Raw genomic sequence first — 23,529 nt, 5'->3', positions numbered from 1 at the left:
CGCCATGCAAGCACTGAAATCCGAACGCACTTCCGTCACGCCCGAAGTGGTCTTCTCGCCGGCCGAGCAGCTTTTGCGCATCGAAGGCGAGTGCTATCCCGAAAACCCGCTGCCCTTCTTCAACTCCCTGCTGGCCATGCTGGGCCAGTACTTCGAGGCCAGCCAGCCCGCACGCTTCGTGGCCGAGGTGAAGCTGCAGTACATCAACAGCGCATCGACCATGGGGCTGCGCTCGCTGTTCGAGCTGCTCGACCATGCAGGCAGCAAGGGCACGGACATCCGCGTGATCTGGGCCTTCGACGAGGAAGACGACGCCATCGAGGAACTGGGCGCCGACCTGGTGGAGGACTTCGCCAACCTGGTGCTGGAGCGACAGCCCTACAGCAACTGAGGGCGGGCCTGCTTCGCGCCGGCCTTCAGGCCAGCGGCTTGCCCATGAGCACCGTGGTCAGGCCGCAATCCCATTCCTCGTCGGGATAGGTGTCCAGCGTGGCATAGCCCTGCGCCGTGTAAAAGCCCAGGGCCTGGGTGTTGAAGCTGTCGGTCTCCAGGCGCACCTGGGCGTGGCCGGCGGCGCGCAGAGCCTGCTCGGCATGGGCCAGCAGGGCACGGCCCACGCCGCGCCCCTGCCAGGCCGGCAGCACATGCAGGGCGCCGATGAAGTCATCCACCCAGTCCACGAAGCCGGCGACTACGCCGTCGCACTCGGCCACCCAGAACAGGTGGCCGCGCGACTGCACGTACTGCCCGGTCTTGCCGGAGGCGCAGAACTGCGCATGCTTGTCCGCCGTCAGCTGGGGCTTCCAGGTGCTCTCGTAGGTGGCCCAGAGCACGGCGTTCAGGGCGGGAAGGTCATCAGGCCGCGAGGGCCGGAGCGTGAGAGTGTCAGTCATGTCGCTGGCAGCGTTCAGGCCTGGCGCAGCCGGTCCACCTCGGCATGCAGGTCCTGCGACCAGACGCGGCGGTCGCGGCCTTCGGCCGTCTGCGGCTGGCCATAGTGGACGACGGCCACCAGGTCGTCGGCGCACAGCGTGCGCCAGATGGAGCCCAGCAGGGTTTCATCGCCCTCGTAGCTGGGCGCGTGGCTGATCTGGCCGGTGGCGCCGTCGATGAAGCGCAGGCCCACGGGCAGCACGGGCGCATCGATCTGCACGGCCGCTTGCAGCAGGTTGGCATGGAAGGGCAGCAGCTTGCGGCCGTCGCCCGTCGTGCCTTCCGGGAAGATGGCTAGGATCTCGCGGCGCTGCAGGGATTCCTCCATGCTCTGCACCATGCGCCGGGCATCGCGGCGCGAGGTGCGCTCGATGTACAGCGTGCCCGCCGCCGTGGCCAGCGTGCCGATCAGCGGCCAGCCCTTGACGTCGGACTTGGAGATGAAGCGGCAGTGCCGCGCCGCATGCAACACGGGAATGTCGAGCCAGGAAATATGGTTGCTGACCATGAGCATGGGGCCCTGGCGCGGCGGCTCGCCCTGGATCTCCAGGCGCACGCCCGCATGGGCCAGCAACTGCAGGGCCCAGGCCTGCACATGGGCGTGCTGGCGCGCCTCGGGCAGCTGCGGAAAGCGCAGGGCCACGATCCACAGCCCCTTGCACACATGGCCGAACAGGCGCGCTGCGCGCAGCGTGGCGCGCCCTCCCCTGCGCAGACGGCTCATGTTCAGCGGCGTTCGAATGCCACGCGGCCGTCGACCAGCGTGCAGCGCACGCGGGCTGGCAGCTCGTAGCCGCCGAAGGGCGTGCTCTTGCCCTGGCTGGCCAGTTCCTGGGGCTTCACGGTCCAGGCCGCCTGCGGATCGACGATGCACAGGTCGGCCACGCCGCCCTCGGCCAGACGGCCCAGTTGCTCCTGCAGCTCGCCCAGCGCCGATCCCAGCACCTGCACGGGCGATGCCGTGATGGCGGCCAGTGCGCGGCTCAGGGGCACACCGCTTTCCTGCGACCACTTGACGGCCAGCGACAGCAGCAGCTCCACGCCCGTGGCGCCGGGCTCGGCCTCGGCAAAGGGCAGGACCTTGGCGTCTTCATCGACGGGCGTGTGGTCGGAGACCAGGGCGTCGATGGTGCCATCGGCCAGCGCGGCAGACAGCGCATCGCGGTCGCGCTGCTGGCGCAGCGGGGGCGTGACGCGCGCGCTGCTGTCGAAGTAGCCGATATCGGTGTCGGTCAGGTGCAGCGAGTTGATGGACACGTCGGCCGTGACCTGCAGGCCTTCGGCCTTGGCACGGCGCACCAGTTCCACGCCTGCGGCGCTGGACAGGCGGCACAGGTGCACGCGCGCCTGGGTGCCGCGCATCAGCTCGAAGATGGTGTGCAGGGCAATCGTCTCGGCCGCCACGGGCACGCCGGACAGGCCCATGCGCGTGGCCAGCGGGCCGCTGGCGGCCACGCCCTTGCCCAGGTACAGCTCCTGCGGGCGCAGCCACACGGTGTAGCCGTAGGTGGCCGCATACGCCAGCGCGCGCTGCAGGGTCTGGGTGCTGGTCATGGGCACTTCGGCCTGGCTGAAGCCGATGCAGCCGGACTCGGTCAGCTCGGCCATCTCGGTCAGCACTTCGCCCTTGAGGCCCAGCGTCAGCGCGCCCAGCGGGAACAGGCGCGACTGGTGCAGCTTCTCGGCGCGGAACTTGAGCATCTCCACCAGGCCCTGCTCGTCGAGCACGGGATCGGTATCAGGCGGGCAGACCAGGCTGGTCACGCCACCGGCCACCGATGCAGCCATCTCGGACTGCAGCATGCCTTCGTGCTCGTGGCCGGGCTCGCGCAGGCGCACGGCCAGATCGACCAGGCCCGGCAGCACCCAGCAGCCGGCGGCATCGATCTCGCGTTCTGCGGCAAATCCCTCGGGCGCCTTGCCGATGGCCAGCACCTTGCCGCCGTCGATGGCCACGTCGGCCTGCTGGTCCAGGCCCCGTGCCGGGTCCATCACTCGGCCGTTGCGGATGAGTATCTTCATGGTTTGCTACCCCGTAGACCGCAGGCGGCGCATGGGCTGCGGCCTGCGGCGATCAAAAACATATGAGTGTGTGCAGGCTCAGGCTTCGTTGCCGGCCACTATCGACATGACGGCCATGCGCACGGCGATGCCGAACGAGACCTGCGACAGGATCACGGCCTGCGGGCCATCGACCACTTCGGAGTCGATCTCCACGCCGCGGTTGATGGGTCCCGGGTGCATGACGATGGCGTCCGGCTTGGCCAGGCGCAGCTTCTCGGCCGTGAGGCCGAAGCTCTTGAAGTATTCCTGGCTGGACGGCAGCAGGGCGCCGCTCATGCGCTCGTTCTGCAGGCGCAGCATGATGATCACGTCGCAGTCCCGGATGCCCTCTTCCAGCGTGTGGAAGACGCGCACCCCCATCTGCGACAGGTCCGGCGGCACCAGGGTGCGCGGGCCGACGACGCGCACTTCGGCCGCGCCCAGCGTGGTCAGCGCATGGATGTCGGAGCGCGCCACGCGCGAGTGCAGCACATCGCCCACGATGGCCACGCGCAGATTGGCGAAGTCCTTCTTGTAGTGGCGGATGGTGTACATGTCCAGCAGCCCCTGCGTGGGGTGGGCGTGGCGGCCGTCGCCGGCATTGACCACGTGGACATGGGGCGCCACATGCTGGGCGATGAGGTAGGGCGCGCCCGACTCGCTGTGGCGCACGACGAAGATGTCGGCGGCCATGGCCGAGAGGTTGGCGATGGTGTCCAGCAGCGACTCGCCCTTGCTGGCCGAGCTGCGCGCGATGTCCAGGTTGAACACGTCGGCCGACAGGCGCTTGGCCGCGATCTCGAACGTGGTGCGCGTGCGCGTGCTGTTCTCGAAGAACAGGTTGAACACGCTCTTGCCGCGCAGCAGCGGCACCTTCTTGACCTCGCGGTCATTGACGCTGACGAAGTTGGCCGCCGTGTCCAGGATGTGGGTGAGGATGTCCTTGGACAGTCCTTCGGTGGACAGCAGGTGGATCAGTTCGCCGTTCTTGTTGAGCTGGGGATTGCGCTTGTACAGCACGGTCAGGCCTCTTGGATGCGGAATTGGAAGACGCCGGCGTCATCGCGCGCCAGCGACAGCAGGCGGTCGGCCGGCAGCGCGATGCGCGCGGCGGCAAAGTCGGCCTGGAAGGGCAACTCGCGCCCGCCCCGGTCCACCAGCACCGCCAGGCGCACGCAGGCCGGGCGGCCGTAGTCATAGAGTTCGTTGAGCACGGCGCGCACGGTGCGGCCGGTGTAGAGCACGTCGTCCAGCACCAGGATGTCGGCGCCGTTGACGTCAAAGTCGATCTGCGTCTGGGCGCTGGTGGCCATGCCGCGCTGCGCGAAGTCGTCGCGGTGCAGGGCCGAGGACAGCACGCTGGGGTTGCCGGGCAGGTTCAGGTCCTTGTGCAGGCGCTCCACCAGCCAGGCGCCGCCCGAGGTGATGCCAGCCAGGCGGGTTTCAGGCCCCATGAGGCTGCGCACGCCGCGCAGCAGTTCGCGGTACAGGGCCTCGGCGTCCAGCACCAGGCTGCCGGCTCCCGCAATGGATTCACTCATGGAAGACTCCTCAAAAACTGTTCAAGAATGATGCAGGCCGAGGCCGCATCGGCATCCCTTGCGCCACCGGCCAGGGCCTCGGTGGTGCTATAGCGCTCGTCCACCTCGTAGACAGGCAGGCCGAAGCGGCTCTTGAGCTGGCGGCCGAATTTCTTCGCCCGCGCCGTGTTCTCGTGCGCATTGCCGTCGGGGTGGTAGGGAACGCCGATGACCAGCGCATCGGGCTGCCACTCCTTGATGCGCTCGCCGGCCTGGGCCAGGCGGGCCTCGCCTGCCTCGGCGCGGATGGTAGGCAGCGGGTTGGCCGAGCGCAGCAGGCGCGTGCCCACGGCGCAGCCCGTGCGCTTGGCCCCGAAGTCGAAGGCCACGAAACTCTGGAAATGGGAGGGAACGGTGGGCGGCACGGCCGTGCCGGCTGCCGCTGCTGCCTGGGACTCGGGAGCGGGCAGGCTCATGCGCGCCCCGCCTCGGGCGAGATCATCCAGCGCTGCAGGCCCAGCAGGCCCAGGGCGCGGTCATAGCGGTCGTCGACCGGGGTATCGAAGATGACGTTGGCGTCGGCGCCCACCGTGAGCCAGGCGTTTTCGGCCAGCTCCGACTCCAGTTGTCCCTCGCCCCAGGACGCATAGCCCAGGGTGACCAGCAAGCGCTTGGGGCCTGCGCCGTCGGACAGAGCTTCGAGCACGTCCTTGGAGGTGGTCATCTCCAGGCCGCCGGGAATGGTCATGGTCGAGGCGTAGGCGGACTCGTCGTCGGGCGCGCCTTCGATGACCATGGGATCGTGCAGCACAAAGCCGCGATCGGTCTGCACGGGCCCGCCGTTGAAGACACGGTTGCCGCGAAGGTCCTCGCGGCCCAGGGCCAGATCCACCTTTTCCAGCAAGCCTTCCAGCGTAAGCTGCGAGGGCTTGTTGATAATCAGACCGAGCGCACCGCGCTCGCTGTGTTCGCACAGGTAGATCACACTGCGCGAGAACGCTTCGTCTTCCAGGCCAGGCATGGCAATCAGGAAGTGGTGCGTCAGATTGATAGGCGCAGTTTCAGCAGACATAACCACGGATTTTACCGGCGATCCATGCCACCTTCTTACCCTGTGGGCTTGGTCTGGCTGCGGCGCGACCTGCGCCTGGCCGACCATGCTGCCCTCTACCATGCGCTGCGCCAATGTCGGCAGGTGCATTGCGTGTTCGTGTTCGACGACGACATCCTCGCCCCCCTGCCCCGTGCAGACCGGCGCGTGGAGTTCATCTGCCAGAGCCTGAGCGGGCTGGACGATGCGCTGCGCGAGGCCTCGGGCCGCGCCGACACCGGCCTCATCGTGCGCCGCGGCCAGCCCGCAGAGCAGATCCCGGACCTGGCCCGGCAGCTCGGCGCCCAGGCCGTGTTCTGCAACTGGGACGACGAGCCCGACGCCCTGGCCCGCGACGCCCGCGTGCGCCAGGCCCTGGCCTCCGAGGGCGTGGCCCTGCACAGCTTCAAGGACCACATGGTCTTTGCGCGCGACGAGGTGCTGACCCAGGCCGGCGCGCCGTTCTCGGTGTTCACCCCGTACAAGAACGCCTGGCTGCGCCAGATCACGCCCTTCTTCCTGTCCGCCTATCCCAGCGAGCGCGACCTGCCCGAGCGCCTGGCCCCGCGCCCCGAAGGCGAGCGCCGCCCCGTGCCCACCGCGACCGACCTGGGCTTTGAGGCCGGCACGCTGGACGGCCTGCGCCTGCCCACGGGCTGCGCTGGCGCCGAGGAACTGCTGGCCGACTTTCTGCCGCGCCTGCCGCGCTACAAGCAGGCGCGCGACTTTCCCGCCGTCAAGGGCCCCAGCTACCTGAGCGTGCACCTGCGCTTTGGCACGGTCTCCATCCGCCGCCTGGCAAGGCTGGCCTGGGAGCAGACGCAGAGCCAGCCCCATGATGCCGAGGGCGCCGCCACCTGGCTGTCCGAGCTGATCTGGCGCGACTTCTATTTCCAGATCCTGGCCCACCATCCGCACGTGGTGCACGCCAGCTTCAAGCCCGCCTACGACGCCATCGTGTGGGATACCGGCCCTGAGGCCGATGCGCTGTACGCCGCCTGGTGCGAGGGCCGCACCGGCTATCCGCTGGTCGATGCCGCCATGCGCCAGCTCAACACCACGGGCTACATGCACAACCGGCTGCGCATGGTGGCGGCCAGCTTCCTGGTCAAGGATCTGGGCATAGACTGGCGCCGGGGCGAAGCCTGGTTTGCGCGCCAGCTCAACGACTTCGACCTGGCGGCCAACAACGGCGGCTGGCAGTGGGCGGCCTCCACGGGCTGCGACGCCCAGCCCTGGTTCCGCATCTTCAACCCCATCACGCAAAGCCAGAAGTTCGATGCCGACGCGCGCTTCATCGAGCGCTACGTGCCCGAGCTTGCCCGCCTGCCCGCCGCGCTGCGCCACGCGCCCTGGCAGGCCCGGCCGCTGGAGCTGGCCGAGGCTGGCGTGGTGCTGGGCACGGACTACCCCCATCCCGTGGTGGACCACGCAGCCGCGCGCGAGCGCACGCTGGCCCGCTACGGCGTGGTCAAGCAGGCCAGCTGAAAAACCTGCTGGAGTAAAAAAAGAGCAGCGGATGCTGCTCTTTTTTGTTCAGGCCACCAGCCTTCAGGCCCCTTCGCCCAGGGGCTCGCTGTCCGCCTGCTGCGCCTGCAGCGACTGCGGCGCCAGCGGGCCGCCGCTGATGCTGCCGCCCTGCAGGGAGTAGTGCTGGATCAGGCCCAGCAGTTCCTCGTCCGAGTAGGGCTTGCCCAGGTAGTGGTTGGCGCCCAGCTGGCGCGCCATCTCGCGGTGCTTCTGGGCGATGCGCGAGGTGATCATGACCACGGGCAGGTCGCGCAGGGCCTCGTCGGCGCGGATGTTGCGCAGCAGGTCGAAGCCATCCATGCGCGGCATCTCGATGTCGGACAGCACCAGGGTCGGGCGCTCCTCGGCCAGGCGTTCCATGGCCTGCAGGCCGTCGGCCGCCAGGGCCACGCGGTAGCCTTCGCGCTGCAGCAGGCGCTGGGTGACGCGGCGCACGGTGATGGAGTCGTCCACCACCAGCACCAGCGGCACCGAGGCCGGCCCTGCGCTGGCCAGCACGGCTTCGCCGTCGCCCTGGCCTGCGGCGCGCTCGGCCTCTTCGGTCCGGGCGCGCACCTCGTCGCCATAGACGTTGGCCAGCGCCACGGGGTTGTAGATCTGCACCACGGCGCCCGAGGCCAGCACCGACATGCCGGTCAGGCCGGGCAGGCGGGCCAGCTGGGGGCCGAGGTTCTTGATCACCACTTCCTGGTTGCCCAGCACTTCGTCCACGTGCAGCGCGATGCGCTGCGCCGCGCTGCGCAGGATGACCACGGGCCGGGTGCGGCCCACGGTTTCCTCGCTGCGCAGCGAGGACTGCCACAGCGCGCCGGCCCAGTAGAAAGGCAGGGTCTCGCTGCCGTCTTCGAAGCTGTGGCTTGCATAGGCCTGCTGCAGCAGCTCCAGCGGCGCGCGGCGCACGATTTCCACCAGGCTGGCGGGCACGCCGACCAGCAACTGGCCCGCGCGCAGCATGACCACCTGGGTGACGGCGGTCGTCAGCGGCAGCACGAGGCGGAAGGCACTGCCCCGGCCCGCCTCGCTGTGGGTTTCGATGCGGCCGCCCAGCGCGTTGACTTCGGAGCGCACCACGTCCATGCCGATGCCGCGCCCGGCCACGCCGGTCACCTCGGTGGCCGTGGTGAAGCCGGGCTCGAAGATCAGGCGGCCGGCGTCCTGCTCCGTCAGCGTCTGGTCCTCGGGCCACAGGCCCTGGGCCACGGCCTTGTCGCGGATGCGCTGCAGGTTCAGGCCGGCGCCATCGTCCTCCACCGACAGCGCCACGTCGTTGCGCTCCTGGCTCAGGATGATTTCAATGGTGCCCATGGCGGGCTTGCCTGCGGCGGCACGCTGCTCGGGCGACTCGATGCCGTGGGCCACGCAGTTGCGCAGCAAGTGCTCGAAGGCCGGCATCATGCGGTCCAGCATGCCCCGGTCCATTTCAATGGTGCCGCCCAGGATGTTCAGCCGCACCTGCTTGCCCATCTCCTTGGAGGTCTGGCGGACCACGGCGTACAGGCGCTCGGCCAGGGAGTCGAACTCCACCATGCGCGTGCGCAGCAGGTCGCGCTGCAACTCGCGGGCCTGGCGGCCCTGGGCGACCAGGTCGTCCTCGGCGCCGGCCATGTCACGCTGCAGGTTGCGCTGCACGGTGGCCACGTCGTTGACCGACTCGGCCATCATGCGGGTGAGTTCCTGCACGCGCGTGAAGCGGTCGAACTCCAGCGGGTCGAAGCCCACGGCCGAGTCCTTGGACAGGGCCAGGCGCGACTGCATCTGGCTCTCGGCCTGGACCTCGATGTCGCGCAGCTGCATGCGCAGGCGCTCCAGGTTGCCGGCCAGCTCGTCCAGCGAGCCACGGGCCTGGGCCAGGCGCGCATCGACACGCGAGCGCGCAATCAGCACCTCGCCGGCCTGGCTGATCAGGCGGTCCAGCAGCTGGGCGCGCACGCGCACCGTCTGCTGGGCACCGGCGCGCAGCGGCGCAGTGACAGGCGCTGGCACAGGGGCCGCAGCCGCCGGTGATCCAGCCGCTGCCGATGCGTCGGAGGCCGCAGCCGCTGCGGGTTCGGGGTGGGAGATTTCATCGCCCAGGTCCAGCGGCGCTTCCTGCGCCTGCTCACCGGCCACGCGCAGCACGTCGAAGCCGGCCTGCAGCGCGTCGAAGTTGCCCAGCAAGGGCTCGATCTGCTCGGCGGTCGGAGATTCGCCATCGACCCGCTCCACGGCAGATTCAAGGCGGTGGGCCATCTCGCCCAGGCGCATGGCGCCCGCCAGCCGGGCACTGCCCTTGAGCGTGTGCAGGGCGCGCAGGGTTTCGTGGCGCGCCTCGTCCAGCGAGGGCCGGCCATGCCAGCGGCGCAGCGCGGCGCCCAGGCGGGGCAGCAGCTCGATGGCCTCTTCCTCGAAGATGGGGAACAGGTCGGGATCGACCTCGTCCAGCGCATCGATGTCATCGTCCAGGTCGCTGCCCACGGCCACGGCATGGGCGATGGCCTCGTCGATGCGGCGCTGCAGCTCGGCTTCGTGGCGCGCATCGTTGACCAGGGGGCGCATGGAGTAGGCCAGGGGCGCCACCGACGGTGTCTGCGCCTGGGCACCGGCGTCGAGCACGGCGTCCGTGCCATGGCTGGCTTCCTGAGGCTCCAGTTGGTCCAGTTGGTCCAGCTGCTCCAGCGCGTCCAGGCGGCTGTCCGGCGCGTCTGCGGCCTCGATGTCCAGCGCCAGCAGGGCCTGCAGGGCCTCTTCCACGCCCGGCTGGGGCGTCTTGAGGAAACCGGCGGCGAACTGGTGCAGCAGGCGCTGCACTTCGTCGGAGGCCGCCACGCAGGCGGCAACCTGATCGGGCGTGCCACAGCGCTGCGGCTGCAGATGGGTCAGCGTATGTTCCAGCAGGCGCGCCAGGTCCGACAAGGCCTTGAAGCCCACGGTGGCCGAGCTTCCGGCCAGCGAATGCGCAAAGGCGACGGCGTCGTCGGGCACGGGCTCGCCGGGCTCGGTCGCCCATTGCTGCAGCGTCAGGTCCAGGCGGCGCGACCATTCGTCGGCCTCGTTGAGGTAGACGTTGTACAGCGGCGCGCTGATGCGCAGGCCATCCACGACCTTGAAGCCATCGGCGTCGATGCCGGACAGATCCTCGTCGCCGGACTCTTCGGCCTGCGGGGTTTCTGCCTCGGGCACCTCGGGCACCTTGACCGACTCGACTGCGTCGGATGCTTCAACCGCTTCTGGCGCTTCGACCGCTTCAACCGACTCAACCGTTTCTGGCACCGCGATCATCTCGATCGCTTCGGCGGGTGCCGCTGCCGGTGTCAGGCCCAGATCCAGGTCCAGCCCCTCGAAAGGCGCCAGGGGCACGGCGGCTTGCGGTGCTTCAGTTTCAGTTTCAGTTTCAGTTTCAGTTCCAGCTTCGGCCTCGATGGCTTCGGCTTCAATGGCGGCGGCCTCGGGCAGCGCGGGCGGGTCGCCCGCGACGACGGCCAGGGCCTCCTGCTCGCTGTCGCGCATGGCGGCTTCGAAGGCCGCAAAGTCCAGTTCCTCGACGGCGTCGGTGGCCAGTTCGGCAGGGGCCTCAGCGGCTTGCGGCGTCAGTGTCTCCAGCGACTCCTGCGGCGCGGCGGCCGAAGGCTGGGGGTCCGGCTCCAGCAGGTCGAAGTCCAGCGCAAAGTCCAGCTCGCCAGAGGTCTGGACGGGCTGGGCGGGCGTGGCCTGCTCGGGCGCATCCAGGTGTTCTGCCTGCGGCTCCTGGGCCACGGGCGCGAATTCCTCGATTGCGGCGGGTGCGGGTGCGGGTGCGGGCTCGAGTTCGGGTTCGGGCTGTGCGAGGGGCTCGGCACGCGGTGTGCGCGGCACCAGGGCCACGTCGGCGCGCAGGCCTTCCAGGCGCATGGCATCGGCCGCAGCGCGGAAAGGCGTGGCCTGCCAGGCGTCGGCCTGGTGGCGCTCTATGGCCGAGGCCCAGGCGCCAAAGGCGCGCAGCGCATCGCTGGCCAGCTCCTGCATGGGCTGGGGCATGGCCTTTTGCTCGGCCAGCCAGGCGTTGAGCATCTGCTCCATGGCCCAGCCGGCTTCGCCGAATTCATCCAGGCCCACCATGCGCGAACTGCCCTTGAGCGTATGGAAGGCGCGGCGCAGCGTGGTCTGCTCGCTGAGGTTGCCCGGCTCGTCGGCCAGGGCGCGCAGGGCCTGCAGGCCGTTGTCCACCACCTCGCGGGCCTCTTCCAGGAAGATGCCCAGCAGTTCGTCGTCCGAGTCTTCTTCCGAGACCGACAGGCCGGCCGGCGGGGGCACGGGCTCGGACACGGATGCAGAGACGGATTCAGAGACGGTTTCAGGCGCAGATTCGGCTGCGGGCTCTGGCTCGGCCAGGGACTGGTCCAACTGGAAGACCGGCTCGGCCGGCGCTTCGAGGGCCTTGGCGAATTGCGCCAGTTCCGCGGCATCGGCCAGCGCGTCCTGCTCGGCGGCCGTGGGCTGCGCCAGCGGCTCGGTCGCGATGTCCACGGGAGCCGGGGGCGGCGGGGGCGGCGTGGAGGGCGCGGCAGATTCCGGCTCGGCGATGGCGTCCTGCGGCACGGGCAGCGGCTGGGCCACGGCAACGGCTTCGCGCTGCGGCGGCACGGCAGCGGTATCCAGGGCGGGCAGTTGCTCGGGCGCCTTGCCCGCATCATCGGCCCGGTGGCCGCGACGGCCCATGAGGATGCGCAGGCCGCCTTCGGCCTCGTCATAGACGAAGAGCTTGCGCGCCATGCTGCGCTGGTAGCTCAGCATGTCGATCAGAAAGCCCATGGCGCCCAGGCTGTTGCCCAGTTTCTCGAACACCTGGGGACGTTCTGCGTCGTCGATCTCACCCAGCACCAGCCGTTCCACGGTCTCGCGCATGCGCTGCATGGCCTGCGTGGCCTGGTCCAGGCCCAGCACGGACAGCACGCCGCGCATCTGCGCCATCTGGCCCGAGACGGGTGCCAGCACGGTGGCATCGGCGGGGTTGCGGAAATACTGGTCCAGGTGCCGCTCGGCCTCGGCCAGCGTGGCACGCAGCTCGCCCACGACCGAGCCCATGGTCTGGTGGTCGCTGGCCTGGCGGTACAGCTCCTCCATCCAGGGCTCCAGCGGACGCGCGGGCGCGCCCTGCAGGGATTCCTCCAGGCGCTGGACCAGGTTGGCGGACTGCTCGGCCAATTCCTCGTCGCCCATGTCCATGGTGGCAAAGGCCGCCTGCAGGTAGAGCACGGAGGTGGCCACTTCCATGGCCAGTTCGGCCGGTGGCGGCTCGCCGATGCGGGCCACGGTTTCGGCCACCTTGATCAGCATGCGCGCCAGGCCATGGCTGGCCGGATGCAGCTTGACCAGGGATTCGGCCACCTGGGCGAACTGGTCCACCACGGTCTTGGTGCGGGCACGATCGCCGCCGGCAAGGGCGGACCAGGTATCGGCTGCCGTGGTGATGCGCTTGCGCGCCTGCACCAGCACCGCCGGGTCGTAGCGGCCAAAGCGTGTCTGCTGGTAGTCCACCTGGGGCTGGGCCTGCATGCCATAGGCCTGGCGCACCGCCTGCAGGGCGGCGCCAGCCTGCTCGGCAGGGCGGGCCTGGGCGCAGAAGAACAGCAGGTCCTGCAGCAGCCGCGCAGGCGGCGTGCGGTCGCCCTTGGCCATGGCCGCGTACTGCATGAGCACGCGCGAGGCCATGCGCTTGACGTACAGGTCGACCACGATCATCCCGCGCGACTGCGCGTCGAAGAAGCCGGCCGCCACCTTCCAGAAGCTGCGCGCGGTGACATCCTCGGTCTGGCCCACGGCAAAGCGCAGGCACAGGTCGCGCATCTGGGCGGCGGCCTCGCGGTCGTCGCTCTTGACCATGCGCAGCACCACGCCGTCGAGCAGGGCCCGGGCATCGGGGCCGTAGGCCAGCGGCTCGGGCTGGCGCGCCCACTCGGGCTCGCGCGCGCGGCGCTCGGCAGGCCACAGGTCGGCCGGGTGCACCTTGTCATTGCCGGCCAGCGCCTGGGTGTCGCGGTATTGGGGAAACAGGGCCACGGCCGAGACGGTCTTGCCGGCCAGCACGGTTTCCAGGTATTCGATGAGCGCGAAGCTGGCGCGCTCCAGCGTGGCGGCAGCCTGGTCGGTGCACAGCTCGGGGCGCTGCACGAAGCGCTGCACGGCGCTTTCCATGCCGCGCAGCACCAGGGCCGGAGAGCCCAGGCCCACCATTTCGAGGGCGCCGCAGGCCTGGTGCAGTTGCTGGCGGGCGATGCGCAGGGCCGAGGTGTCAAGCTCCTCAAGGTCCGAGGCGCGTGCCGCATCGGCATCGCGCACGAAACGGGCCACCGCCTTGCTCGCCCCTTCCAGCGACTTGCGCAGCTCATCGAGCACCCAGGCCAGCGGGCCCAGGTCCTGTTCGGTGTGCGCGGCCTGCGCCGCGCCCGTTTGCGATTCGTCAACCACTGACATGGACAGTTCCCCAAGCCCCTAGGGCCTGTGCATAGCTATGTTGGACCGGGTCAGGCAATCTTGAAACGCGCCACCGACTGGCGCAGTTCCTCGGCCATGTGCGAGAGTTCGCGCACCTGCTGTGCCGTGGTGCGCGTGCCTTCGCCCGTCTGCTCGGTCACCGCGAAAATGTGCTGGATGTTCTCGGCCACGTCGTTGGCCAGAACGGCTTCGCGCGAGGTGGACGAGGAGATCAGCTCGATCAGCTCGGCCAGATGGCGCGACACGGAGTCGATCTCGGTCAGCGCGGTGCCGGCGGAGTCGGACAGGCGGGCCCCCTCGACCACACCCTGGGTGGAGCGCTCCATGGCGGCCACGGCATCCTGGGTGTCGGTCTGAATCGCCTTCACCAGCGCCGCGATCTGGCGCGTCGCGTCGGCCGAGCGTTCGGCCAGGCGCTGCACTTCTTCGGCCACCACCGAGAAGCCGCGACCGGCTTCACCGGCCGATGCGGCCTGGATGGCGGCGTTCAGCGCCAGCACGTTGGTCTGCTCGGTAATGTCGGAAATCAGCTCGGTGATTTCGCCGATCTCCTGCGAGGATTCGCCCAGCCGCTTGATTCGCTTGGAGGTTTCCTGGATCTGGTCGCGGATGGAGTTCATGCCGCCGATGGCGTTCTGCACGGCCTTCAGGCCCAGGTCCGCAGCTTCCAGCGACTGGCGCGCCACCTGGGCAGATTCCTGCGCCTGGGTGGAGACCTCGTTGATGCGGCCGGCCATGTCCAGCACGGAGCGGCCGGTTTCGCGGATCTCGCGCAGCTGTTCGGTCGATGCGGCCAGCAGCTCGGTGGAGTTGGCATCCACCTCGGCCGTGGTCTGCGCCACGCGCGTTGCCGTGTTCTGCACGCTGCCCACCAGGGCGCGCAACTCTTCCACCGTGTAGTTCACCGAGTCGGCGATGGCGCCGGTGATGTCCTCGGTCACGGTGGCTTCCTGCGTCAGATCGCCCTCGGCCACCGACTGCAGTTCGTTCATCAAACGCAAAATGGCGGCCTGGTTGGCGTCGTTGATGCGCTTGGCTTCATGCTCCTGCACGCGCGACTCTTCCTGGCGGCGTTCGGCAGCTTCCTGGCGCAGGCGGCTGTCGAGCAGTTGCACGCGGGACAGGCCCACGCCGCACAGCAGCACCAGCACGGTGGCCAGGGCCAGCAGGCCCATGGGCAGCGAGCCGATGCCGGCGCCGCTTTGCAGCTTGGTCTGCAGGTCTTCCAGCTGGCGGCGCAGCGGTTCGCTGTCGGCGTTGATGGCGGTCTGTGCCTCGCGGGCGGAGACCAGGCCCTGCAGGTTGCCCAGAATGGCGCTGGCCTCGGTGCGGGTCTCTTCGTAGAGCTTGATCAGTGCCTCGATCTGCTCGCGGGTCTGGGCGTCGCGCGTGGGAGGCAGGCGCAGTTCGCTGCTGCCGCCCAGCAGGCTTTCGGAGATTTCCTTGAACGAGTTCAAGTCCTTGCCCAGCAGGAACACGGCCTCGGGGCTCACGCCTTCGGCGGTCTGGAATTCGTTGGCCGACTTGCCGATACGCTGGGTCAACATCACCAGCTGGCCTGCGGCCGAGATCTCGGCGGGGCTGGCGCCCTGCTGCAGCTTGAGCGAGGAGATGGTTTCGGCGATCTCCAGCAGGTCCGAGGACTGGCGGTTGATGGTGCGCAGCGCGTCGCCGACCTGGGTCAGGATCTGCTTTTGCTCCATCACCACCTTGGCGCTTTGCTCGGCGCGTTCCATCAGCGGCATGATCTGGCCCAGCTCGTCGGCGTAGGCGCCGCCCAGCGGGCGCACGCCCATGGAGTCATCGCCCGCGGTGATGGCGCGCACGTTGCGCGCCAGCACGCCCGCACTGTCTTGCACGTCCGCAAACGAAGGTGCCGCGCCGGTCAGCGCCTGCGACACCGACTTGGCAAGGCGCTGTGACTGCATCAGGGCCTGGCCGGTGGCGGCCAGTTGCTGTGCCGAGCCGTCCGCCTGGCGCAGCGCCCATGCCGCCGCCAGCACCAGGGCCAGCACGGAAACGCCCAGCAGCGTGGACAGCGTGCGCTGGTGGCGCGCGGCAGGCGCGCGGCCCAGCAGCGGCAGGACCACCGTTTCCTGGTCCAGGACTGCGCCGGCGTCGCCCGGCATGGCGTCGGGCGCGCCCTGCACGGTCATGGACGCATCGAGTGCGTACATATCCTGGGAGACGGTGTCTCCGAGCATGCTGTTGTCCGCGCCCGAGCCGGAGTCGGCCGGCTTGCGTTGGAAGCGATTTGCAAGACGTTGCAAGAATGACATGGGACGACCTTCAGAAACTCAGGCGCGAATGCTCAGAAACTCGGAGGTTTGGGACAGGCGCTGCAATTGCAGCTCCTGCCAGCGGTGGCCCGCTTCATCGATATGCACAGGGCCGAAAAAGGCGGGGGATTGCTCGGGCGCGGGCTCGGTGCGCACAAAGGCGTCGGCGCTGCGCAGGCCCTGCAGGCGATCCACCAGCAGGGAGGCGTTCACTTCCAGCGCGGCATTGAAGGCCAGCAGGCTGGACTCGGCCAGCGCCGGTTCGCTGCGCGCCACGCCATGGCCCAGCAGGCTGGCCAGGTCGATCACCCCGGCCAGGGTGCCGCGCAGGTTGGCAATGCCCAGGAACCAGGGCTTTGTATAGGGCACGGGCTGTACGCCGGCCCAGGGAAAGATCTCGCCGGACTGGCCCAGCGGCATCAGGTAGTTGCGCCCGCCGGCCTGGACGGCCAGCCAGGCCGCCACCTTGACGCCTTCGCTGCGTGCGGCCTGGAGACGGCCGGCCAGACGGGATTGCAGATCGCGCAGTGCTTCACGGTTCGCCATGGCCAGCGCACCGCGTCAGTTCAGCGCCGCGATCTTGGCCTGCAGCTCGCCTGCATCCACCGGCTTGGTGATGTAGTCACGCGCGCCCTGGCGCATGCCCCAGACCCGGTCGGTTTCCTGATTCTTGCTGGTGCACATAATGATGGGCAGGTCCGCGTACAGCGGGTCGCGCGTGATGGCGCGCGTGAGCTGAAAGCCGTTCTGGCCGGGCATGACCACGTCCATCAGGATCAGGTCGGGCCGGTCTTCGGCCAGGCTGCGCAGGGCTTCTTCGCCGTTCTCGGCCGTACGTACCTGCAGTCCCTGCTTTTGCAGCATGTCGGACAGAAACATCAGTTCGGTCTTGGAATCGTCCACGACCAGGACTTTGCGGATGGGCATCAAAGTGCTCCTATGGTTTGCTTGCCGAACTGCTCCACGGCCTGCAGCAGCTGGTCTTTGGTGAAGGGTTTCGTGAGGTAGTCCTGGCAGCCCACCATGCGCCCGCGCGCCTTGTCGAATACGCCGTCCTTGGACGAGAGCATGACCACGGGCGTATCGGAGAAGCGCGCGTTGCGCTTGATGATGGCGCAGGTCTGGTAGCCGTCCAGCTTGGGCATGAGGATGTCGCAGAAGATCAGCTGGGGCTGATAGTCGTTGACTTTGGACAGTGCGTCGAAGCCGTCGTCGGCCAGGAGCACTTCGTGCCCGCCCTGTTTGAGGAAGATTTCTGCGCTGCGGCGGATGGTATTGCTGTCATCCACCACGAGTACGCGCAAGGGTGCGCCCGATGTCGTCACTGAGAAACCTCCCGGAAATGTATGAGTCGGCGCGGGTGGTCCCGCGCTCAGATTTCGACCATCTCAAAGTCTTCTTTACGTGCACCGCATTCGGGACAGGTCCAATTCATGGGCACGTCATCCCAACGCGTCTGGGGTGCGATGCCATGCTCGGGGCAGCCTTGCGCCTCGTCATAGATCCACCCGCAGATCAAGCACATCCAAGTTTTAGGGTCGGTCACAGCTTAAAGGGCCTTCACATAGAATGCAACGATTGTATCTAGTCATAACCACCCGCCACGGCCTTCGCTGGCGGGGCGCAAACTGGGCTGAGCCATGGCATTGAACCCCTCCAACTCCCCCAGTCCCGACACCGAATTGGTGGACGAAACCGCTCCCGTATGCGTGCTGGTCTTCAACGCCAGCGACCCCAGCGGAGCAGGTGGCCTGTCGGCCGACATCGCCACCATCGCCTCGGTCGGCGGTCATCCGCTGCCCGTGGTCACGGGTGCCTACGCACGCGATTCGGCCAAGATCTTCGAGCATTTTCCCTTTGACGACGAGGCCGTGGCCGAGCAGGCGCGCGCCGTGCTGGAGGACATACCCGTGTCCGCCATCAAGGTCGGCTTCGTGGGCAGTCCCGGCAACCTGGCGGCGATCGCCGAGATAGCTTCCGACTATCCCGACATCCCCATCGTCTGCTACATGCCGGACCTGTCGTGGTGGGAGGAAGACCCGCTCGACCAGTACATGGACGCGCTCAAGGAGCTTGTGCTGCCGCAAACCTCGGTGTTGGTTGGAAGCCACAGTACGCTGTGCCGCTGGCTGCTGCCCGACTGGAGCAACAGCCGCAGCCCCACGGCGCGCGACATCGCCATGGCGGCCGAGGCCCTGGAAGTGCCCTACGTGCTGGTCACCGGCATCCCCCTGCCCGACCAGTTCGTGGACAACGTGCTGGCCACGGCGCAGTCCGTGCTGGGCAACAGCAAGTACGAGATGTTCGACGCCACGTTCACCGGCTCGGGCGACACCCTGTCGGCGGCGCTGGCGGCCCTGGTGGCCAGCGGCAACGACCTGGGGCTGGCCACGCAGGAGGCGCTGGAGTACCTGGACCGCAGCCTGGACAGCGGCTTTCGCCCCGGCATGGGCCACTTCATCCCGGACCGCATGTTCTGGGCCCAGCCCGAGCCCGAGGACGAAGACGCCGAGGCCGCCGAGCCGCTCACCGAGCTCGACGCCGACACCCAGGCCATCGAAGGCTTCGTGATGCCGCCCCATGACACCAAGCATTGAGGCAGGCCGCCCCTGAGCGGCTGCGCCCTTGCTTGGCGCCTCTGGCTTGTACCCCGCACATGGCAGACTCCTGCACTATGACCACTGACCTGAATATTCCCCTGTTCGAACGCGCCAAGGCCGTGATCCCCGGCGGCGTGAATTCACCCGTGCGTGCCTTCAACGCCGTGGGCGGCACGCCGCGCTTCGTGCGCCGTGCGCAGGGCGCGCATTTCTGGGACGAGAACGCCCAGCAGTTCACCGACTACATCGGCTCCTGGGGTCCGATGATCCTGGGCCACGGCCACCCCGAGGTGATGGCCGCCGTGCAGGCCGCCGCGCTGGAAGGCTTCTCCTTCGGCGCGCCCACGGAGCGCGAGGTCGTGCTGGCCGAGAAGATCCTCTCGCTCATGCCCTCCATGGACATGGTGCGCATGGTCAGCTCGGGCACCGAGGCCGGCATGAGCGCGCTGCGCCTGGCGCGCGGCTTCACGGGCCGCAACAAGATCATCAAGTTCAACGGCTGCTACCACGGCCATGCCGACGCGCTGCTGGTCAAGGCCGGCTCGGGCCTGGCGACCTTTGGCGCCTCCTCCTCGGCCGGCGTGCCGCAGGACGTGGTCAAGGACACCGTGGTGCTGGAATACAACGACGTGGGCCAGCTCGAGGAGGCCTTCGCCCAGTTCGGCGACCAGATCGCCTGCGTGATCATGGAGCCCATTGCCGGCAACATGAACTTCGTGCGCGCCAGCGTGCCCTTCACGCGCCGCATCCGCGAACTCACGCGCGAGCATGGCGCGCTGATGGTCTACGACGAGGTGATGACCGGCTTTCGCGTGGCCCTGGGCAGCGCCCAGAGCCTGTATGCCCAGCAGATCGAAGGCTTTGCGCCCGACATCACCGTGCTGGGCAAGGTCATCGGCGGCGGCATGCCCATGGCGGCCTTCGGCGCGCGCCGCGAGATCATGGAAAAGCTCTCGCCCCTGGGCCCGGTCTACCAGGCCGGCACGCTGTCGGGCAACCCCATTGCCACGGCCTGCGGCCTCAAGACGCTGGAGCTGATCAGCGAGCCGGGCTTCCACGATGCCCTGCACGCGAAGACCGGCCGCCTGATGGCCGGCTTCAAGGCCGAGGCCGACGCGGCCGGCGTGCCCTTCAGCGTGGACCACCAGGGCGGCCTGTTCGGCTTCTACCTGCTGCCCGAACTGCCCAGCACCTGGACCGAAGTCATGAAGACCGATGGCGCACGCTTCAACCGCTTCTTCCACGGCATGCTGGAGCGCGGCCACTACTTTGCGCCCGCCCTGTACGAGGCCGGCTTCGTGAGCGCCGCGCACACGGACGCGGACATCGACAAAACCATCGAAGCCGCGCGCGAAGTGTTCAAGACGCTCTGATATCCGCAGATATCTTCCCTTGCACGCCAACGCCACCAACGCCGTGATCCGGCGCTGGCGTGCAGGTCACATCACTCGTCGTCGCCCTGGTCCACGAACTCCACCAGCTCCGGCAGCATCTCCAGCTGCTGGATGGCGTCCTTGAGCCGCAGGCCAAAGCGTGACTGAGGCCGCCCGAAGGCGCCCTGCGCCAGCCGCAGCGCCGCCGTTGCCTTGATCCACTCCACCTCGAAGGCATAGCGGTCCGCGTGCTGCTGGACACCCATGCGCTTGATGTGCTCCAGCGCCAGCTCCACGACGCAGTCCACATCGATTTCACTGTCGTCCCTGTCGGGATCGTCGGTCATCAGCTCGATCAACTGCTGCAGCGTGCTGTGCACCAGGCCCAGCGAAGCATGCATGGCCTGCTGCCAAGTGGGAAGAAGGGGTGGTTGGGGAGAGTTCGCCTGTACGGCGGTGAGAGGGTGCATGTCTTGGCTCCTACTTGCGCGCACGAACGCGCCAGCCCCAGAAATCTGGGTACAACAGAACCCCACTTTTCGCTGGGGGTCACAAACGCTGTTGAAAAGATGCTTCGACACACCGGGCCTTTCGGCCTTCCGCAAGTGTAGTAGCTGGATGTTTTCAAAACCAGGCCGAGCGCAGCGACGGCCCGCCTCCACCCCCCGTATGTCAGCGCCTGCGTCGGGCCGCCTGCGGGGTTGCAGTCCTGCCGAAGGACAGGACTGCTTCGTCAACTGACTCGCCGTGATTGTTTGAACGGAGCGCGCAGCGCGAAGTGAGTTTCACGGCGAACCCCGCAGGCGGCCCGACGCAGGTTGCCCCGCAGCGCAGCGAAGGGGTCGCGGACATTCGGGTCGTCTTTCTTTTGCCTCCTTTTCTTCGGCCGGCGTACCGGTGACGAATCAAAGAAAAGGAGGTCGGCCGCCGGGCCGAAACCCGGCCTCGAAAAACAACCACCCGGCAGGGTCAAAAAGAAACCCCAGCCCTTATCGAGCGAAGGCGGAAAACGCAGCACGCGCCCGCTCCACCTCACCCCTCACCACACACTCCAAAGCATGGTCATTGACCAACCCCATGGCCTGCATGAACGAGTAGACAGTCGTAGGCCCCACGAACTTCCAACCGAGCTTCTTCAGCTCCTTGGACAGCGCCCGAGACTCGGCCGTCTCGGACACGGGCCCGCCACCGGTCACGGGTGCAGGCGCATGGCGCCAGAAGAAGGCTGACAGCGAGCCTTCCGCCTCCACCATCTCCAGCGCCCGCTGCGCGTTGTTGACCACGGCCTCGATCTTGCCGCGATGCCGCACGATGCCCGCATCGCCCAGCAGCCGCAGCACGTCGTCTTCGGTGAAGCGCGCGACCTGGTGGAAGTCGAAGCCCGCAAAGGCCGCGCGGAAGTTCTCGCGCTTGTTGAGGATGGTCAGCCAGCTCAGGCCGGACTGGAAGCCTTCGAGGCTGAGCTTCTCGAACAGGCGCCGGTCGTCGGTGACGGGAAAGCCCCATTCACGGTCGTGGTAGGCCAGGTAGTTGTCCGTGGCGGCGCACCAGTGGCAGCGCGGCCGGCCGTCGGGGGCGGTGAACAGGCGGGACATGGTCAGGATTTCCCGGGCTCGGGAGAGGGGAGGGACAGCAGCCAGGCCGCCATCTGCAGGGATTGCGCCGTATCGAGGTGCGGGTGGCGCGGCATGATGGCGCGGCCCCATTCGCCGGCCCCGCCCTCGCGGATCTTGCGCGCCAGGTAGTCGGCGGCATCTTCGCGGCCACGGTAGCGCTCGGCGATCTGCTGGAAGGACGGGCCCACGTAGTTGCGCACCAGGCCATGGCAGCGCAGGCAGTCATTGCCTTCCACCAGGGCCTTGCCGGCGGCCAGCTGCGCGTCGGCTGTCACGGCAGCGGCGGCCGGCTCGGCATTGGCCGCCGCCGTGGTGGCCCCGACAGCCGGCCCGCGCATGATGCGCCAGCCGATGTTGAAGACACCCAGAGCCACCAGCAGCATGAAGACCACGAGCGCCCAGCCCAGCCAGCGGGGCCGGTGGGGGGCGTCGTCGCCCTCGTCGTCTGCGCCAGGAGGCAGTTGGCCGGCCATCAGTGGCGGAAGTGGCGCACGCCGGTGAAGACCATGGCGACGCCGCGCTCGTTGGCGGCGTCAATGACTTCCTGGTCGCGCATGGAGCCGCCGGGCTGGGCCACGCAGGTGGCGCCTGCGTCAACGACCACGTCCAGGCCGTCGCGGAAGGGGAAGAAGGCATCGCTGGCCACGACCGTGCCCTGCAGGCTCAGCTTGGCGGCCTCGGCCTTGATGGAGGCGATGCGTGCCGAGTCCAGGCGGCTCATCTGGCCTGCGCCCACGCCCATGGTCATGCCGTTCTTGCAGAACACGATGGCATTGCTCTTGACGTACTTGGCGACCTTCCAGGCGAACAGCAGGTCCTGCAGTTCTTCGGGGGTAGGCTGCTTGACGGTGACGACCTTGAGGTCGGCCAGGGCCAGCTCATGGTTGTCGGCGGTCTGCAGCAGCAGGCCCGAGCCGACGCGCTTGGCGTCCATGGCGTTGCGGCCCTGGTCCCAGGCGCGCTCTCCACCGGCCGGCAGGGCGATCTTCATCAGGCGCACATTGACCTTGGGCTTGAAGATTTCCAGCGCCTCGGCCGTGAAGTCAGGGGCCATCAGCACCTCGACGAACTGCTTGACCACGGCCTCGGCCGCTGCCTTGTCCACAGTGCGGTTGAAGGCGATGATGCCGCCGAAGGCGCTGGTGGGGTCGGTCTGGAAGGCCTTGGCATAGGCTTCGTGCGCGTCCTTGCCCACGGCCACGCCGCAGGGGTTGGCGTGCTTGACGATCACGCAGGCAGGCTGCTCGAAGCTCTTGACGCATTCCCAGGCGGCGTCGGCGTCGGCGATGTTGTTGTACGACAGCTCCTTGCCCTGCAGCTGCTCGCCCGTGACCAGGGAGCCGGGAGCCGGATACAGGTCGCGGTACAGGGCGGCCTGCTGGTGGCTGTTTTCGCCGTAGCGCAGGTCCTGCACCTTGGTGAAGTGGCCGTTGCTCTGGCCGGGGAAGGGGCTGCGCTCGGGCACGTAGGTTTCGGAGAGCTTCTCGTCCTCGAACTTCACGCTGGACAGGTAGTCGCTGATGGCGCCGTCGTACTGGGCGATGCGGTTGAAGGCGGCCACGGACAGCGCAAAGCGCAGCTTGTCGGACAGCTTTCCGTTGGCCTTGAGTTCACCCAGCACGGCCTCGTACTGGCCGGCGTCGGTGATCACGCCCACGTCGGCCCAGTTCTTGGCGGCAGAGCGCACCATGGCCGGGCCGCCGATGTCGATGTTCTCGATGGCGTCGGCCAGCGTGCAGCCGGCCTTGGCCACGGTGGCCTCGAAGGGGTAGAGGTTCACCACCAGCAGGTCGATGGTGTCGATGCCGTGCTCCTTGAGGGCCGCCATGTGGGCGGGCAGCTCGCGGCGCGCCAGCAGGCCGCCGTGGACCTTGGGGTGCAGGGTCTTGACGCGGCCGTCCAGCATTTCAGGGAACTGGGTGACTTCGGCCACCTCGGTCACGGGCAGGCCGGCCTCGGCCAGCAGCTTGGCGGTGCCGCCGGTGGACAGCAGCTTGATGCCCAGGGCGTGCAGGCCTTGGGCGAATTCGACGATACCGGTCTTGTCAGAGACGGAGAGCAGGGCGTTCATGGGCGTCAGTGCAGGGAGTTTGAA

General features: G+C 68.3%; 21 protein-coding genes. 4 read left to right on the top strand and 17 right to left on the bottom strand.

Annotated elements, in window-relative coordinates:
* The first annotated feature begins 4 nt into the window (after positions 1 to 4).
* Positions 5 to 391: a DUF1987 domain-containing protein gene (locus LGR64_RS17125; protein ID WP_230356304.1), complete on the top strand. Its 387-nt coding sequence runs from the start codon at positions 5 to 7 to the stop codon at positions 389 to 391.
* A gap of 25 nt (positions 392 to 416) precedes the next feature.
* Here the strand turns inward: LGR64_RS17125 and LGR64_RS17120 are convergent, their stop codons facing one another.
* The 7 genes from LGR64_RS17120 to LGR64_RS17090 all read right to left on the bottom strand — a co-directional run bounded on the left by LGR64_RS17120 (position 417) and on the right by LGR64_RS17090 (position 5,568).
* Positions 417 to 893 (bottom strand): GNAT family N-acetyltransferase, encoded by a 477-nt coding sequence (locus LGR64_RS17120; protein WP_230356302.1) that lies wholly within the window; start codon positions 891 to 893, stop codon positions 417 to 419.
* 14 nt (positions 894 to 907) lie between these two features.
* The gene (locus LGR64_RS17115; protein WP_034390619.1) at positions 908 to 1,657 is read right to left on the bottom strand and encodes a lysophospholipid acyltransferase family protein; all 750 of its coding nucleotides are present in this window, start codon (positions 1,655 to 1,657) and stop codon (positions 908 to 910) included.
* A gap of 2 nt (positions 1,658 to 1,659) precedes the next feature.
* Positions 1,660 to 2,955, bottom strand: a complete 1,296-nt coding sequence (locus tag LGR64_RS17110; protein WP_063327162.1) for a dihydroorotase — start codon at positions 2,953 to 2,955, stop codon at positions 1,660 to 1,662.
* A gap of 78 nt (positions 2,956 to 3,033) precedes the next feature.
* Entirely contained in the window at positions 3,034 to 3,996 is a 963-nt protein-coding gene (locus tag LGR64_RS17105) for an aspartate carbamoyltransferase catalytic subunit (protein WP_013804026.1), read from the bottom strand.
* A gap of 2 nt (positions 3,997 to 3,998) precedes the next feature.
* Positions 3,999 to 4,517, bottom strand: coding sequence for a bifunctional pyr operon transcriptional regulator/uracil phosphoribosyltransferase PyrR (gene pyrR / locus LGR64_RS17100; RefSeq protein WP_013804027.1), 519 nt, complete (start codon positions 4,515 to 4,517; stop codon positions 3,999 to 4,001).
* Entirely contained in the window at positions 4,514 to 4,972 is a 459-nt protein-coding gene (gene ruvX, locus LGR64_RS17095) for a Holliday junction resolvase RuvX (protein ID WP_016447930.1), read from the bottom strand. Before ruvX ends, pyrR begins: the two co-directional genes overlap by 4 nt.
* Positions 4,969 to 5,568: a YqgE/AlgH family protein gene (locus LGR64_RS17090; RefSeq protein ID WP_012203507.1), complete on the bottom strand. Its 600-nt coding sequence runs from the start codon at positions 5,566 to 5,568 to the stop codon at positions 4,969 to 4,971. Before LGR64_RS17090 ends, ruvX begins: the two co-directional genes overlap by 4 nt.
* A gap of 24 nt (positions 5,569 to 5,592) precedes the next feature.
* On the opposite strand from LGR64_RS17090, the gene LGR64_RS17085 reads away from it, so the two are divergent.
* Positions 5,593 to 7,074: a cryptochrome/photolyase family protein gene (locus LGR64_RS17085; RefSeq protein ID WP_230356300.1), complete on the top strand. Its 1,482-nt coding sequence runs from the start codon at positions 5,593 to 5,595 to the stop codon at positions 7,072 to 7,074.
* A gap of 63 nt (positions 7,075 to 7,137) precedes the next feature.
* Here the strand turns inward: LGR64_RS17085 and LGR64_RS17080 are convergent, their stop codons facing one another.
* From LGR64_RS17080 to LGR64_RS17055, 6 genes are read right to left on the bottom strand one after another with little or no spacing between them, the layout of a single operon-like run.
* A complete protein-coding gene (locus LGR64_RS17080; protein WP_230356298.1) occupies positions 7,138 to 13,545 on the bottom strand; it encodes an Hpt domain-containing protein in 6,408 nt (2,135 codons plus the stop codon).
* 50 nt (positions 13,546 to 13,595) lie between these two features.
* Entirely contained in the window at positions 13,596 to 15,845 is a 2,250-nt protein-coding gene (locus tag LGR64_RS17075; protein WP_034390611.1) for a methyl-accepting chemotaxis protein, read from the bottom strand.
* An 18-nt stretch (positions 15,846 to 15,863) separates the two neighbouring features.
* Positions 15,864 to 16,391, bottom strand: coding sequence for a chemotaxis protein CheW (locus tag LGR64_RS17070; protein WP_012203503.1), 528 nt, complete (start codon positions 16,389 to 16,391; stop codon positions 15,864 to 15,866).
* 15 nt (positions 16,392 to 16,406) lie between these two features.
* Positions 16,407 to 16,772: a response regulator gene (locus tag LGR64_RS17065; RefSeq protein WP_013804030.1), complete on the bottom strand. Its 366-nt coding sequence runs from the start codon at positions 16,770 to 16,772 to the stop codon at positions 16,407 to 16,409.
* The gene (locus LGR64_RS17060; protein ID WP_012203501.1) at positions 16,772 to 17,170 is read right to left on the bottom strand and encodes a response regulator; all 399 of its coding nucleotides are present in this window, start codon (positions 17,168 to 17,170) and stop codon (positions 16,772 to 16,774) included. The genes LGR64_RS17065 and LGR64_RS17060 overlap by 1 nt, the downstream gene beginning before the upstream one ends.
* A gap of 47 nt (positions 17,171 to 17,217) precedes the next feature.
* On the bottom strand, positions 17,218 to 17,370 hold the full coding sequence (locus LGR64_RS17055; protein ID WP_013804031.1) for a rubredoxin: 153 nt from the start codon (positions 17,368 to 17,370) through the stop codon (positions 17,218 to 17,220).
* A gap of 115 nt (positions 17,371 to 17,485) precedes the next feature.
* Here LGR64_RS17055 and thiD point away from each other — a divergent pair, with 115 nt between their 5' ends.
* On the top strand, positions 17,486 to 18,442 hold the full coding sequence (thiD, locus tag LGR64_RS17050; protein WP_012203499.1) for a bifunctional hydroxymethylpyrimidine kinase/phosphomethylpyrimidine kinase: 957 nt from the start codon (positions 17,486 to 17,488) through the stop codon (positions 18,440 to 18,442).
* Positions 18,443 to 18,501: 59 nt separating this feature from the next.
* A complete protein-coding gene (gene hemL / locus LGR64_RS17045) occupies positions 18,502 to 19,818 on the top strand; it encodes a glutamate-1-semialdehyde 2,1-aminomutase (protein WP_373681038.1) in 1,317 nt (438 codons plus the stop codon).
* A 71-nt stretch (positions 19,819 to 19,889) separates the two neighbouring features.
* Here the strand turns inward: hemL and LGR64_RS17040 are convergent, their stop codons facing one another.
* The 4 genes from LGR64_RS17040 to purH form a co-directional block, all read right to left on the bottom strand.
* Positions 19,890 to 20,288 (bottom strand): hypothetical protein, encoded by a 399-nt coding sequence (locus LGR64_RS17040; protein WP_230356296.1) that lies wholly within the window; start codon positions 20,286 to 20,288, stop codon positions 19,890 to 19,892.
* Positions 20,289 to 20,807: 519 nt separating this feature from the next.
* Entirely contained in the window at positions 20,808 to 21,413 is a 606-nt protein-coding gene (locus LGR64_RS17035; RefSeq protein WP_230356294.1) for a DNA-3-methyladenine glycosylase I, read from the bottom strand.
* Positions 21,414 to 21,415: 2 nt separating this feature from the next.
* Positions 21,416 to 21,907, bottom strand: a complete 492-nt coding sequence (locus LGR64_RS17030; RefSeq protein ID WP_230356293.1) for a c-type cytochrome — start codon at positions 21,905 to 21,907, stop codon at positions 21,416 to 21,418.
* On the bottom strand, positions 21,907 to 23,505 hold the full coding sequence (gene purH, locus LGR64_RS17025; protein WP_034390602.1) for a bifunctional phosphoribosylaminoimidazolecarboxamide formyltransferase/IMP cyclohydrolase: 1,599 nt from the start codon (positions 23,503 to 23,505) through the stop codon (positions 21,907 to 21,909). The genes LGR64_RS17030 and purH overlap by 1 nt, the downstream gene beginning before the upstream one ends.
* Positions 23,506 to 23,529: the final 24 nt, after the last annotated feature.

Source organism: Delftia sp. Lp-1 (assembly GCF_020523835.1).
In the GTDB taxonomy this organism is placed as follows: Bacteria; Pseudomonadota; Gammaproteobacteria; order Burkholderiales; family Burkholderiaceae_C; genus Comamonas; species Comamonas acidovorans.
This window is presented reverse-complemented; position numbering and strand designations above follow the sequence as displayed.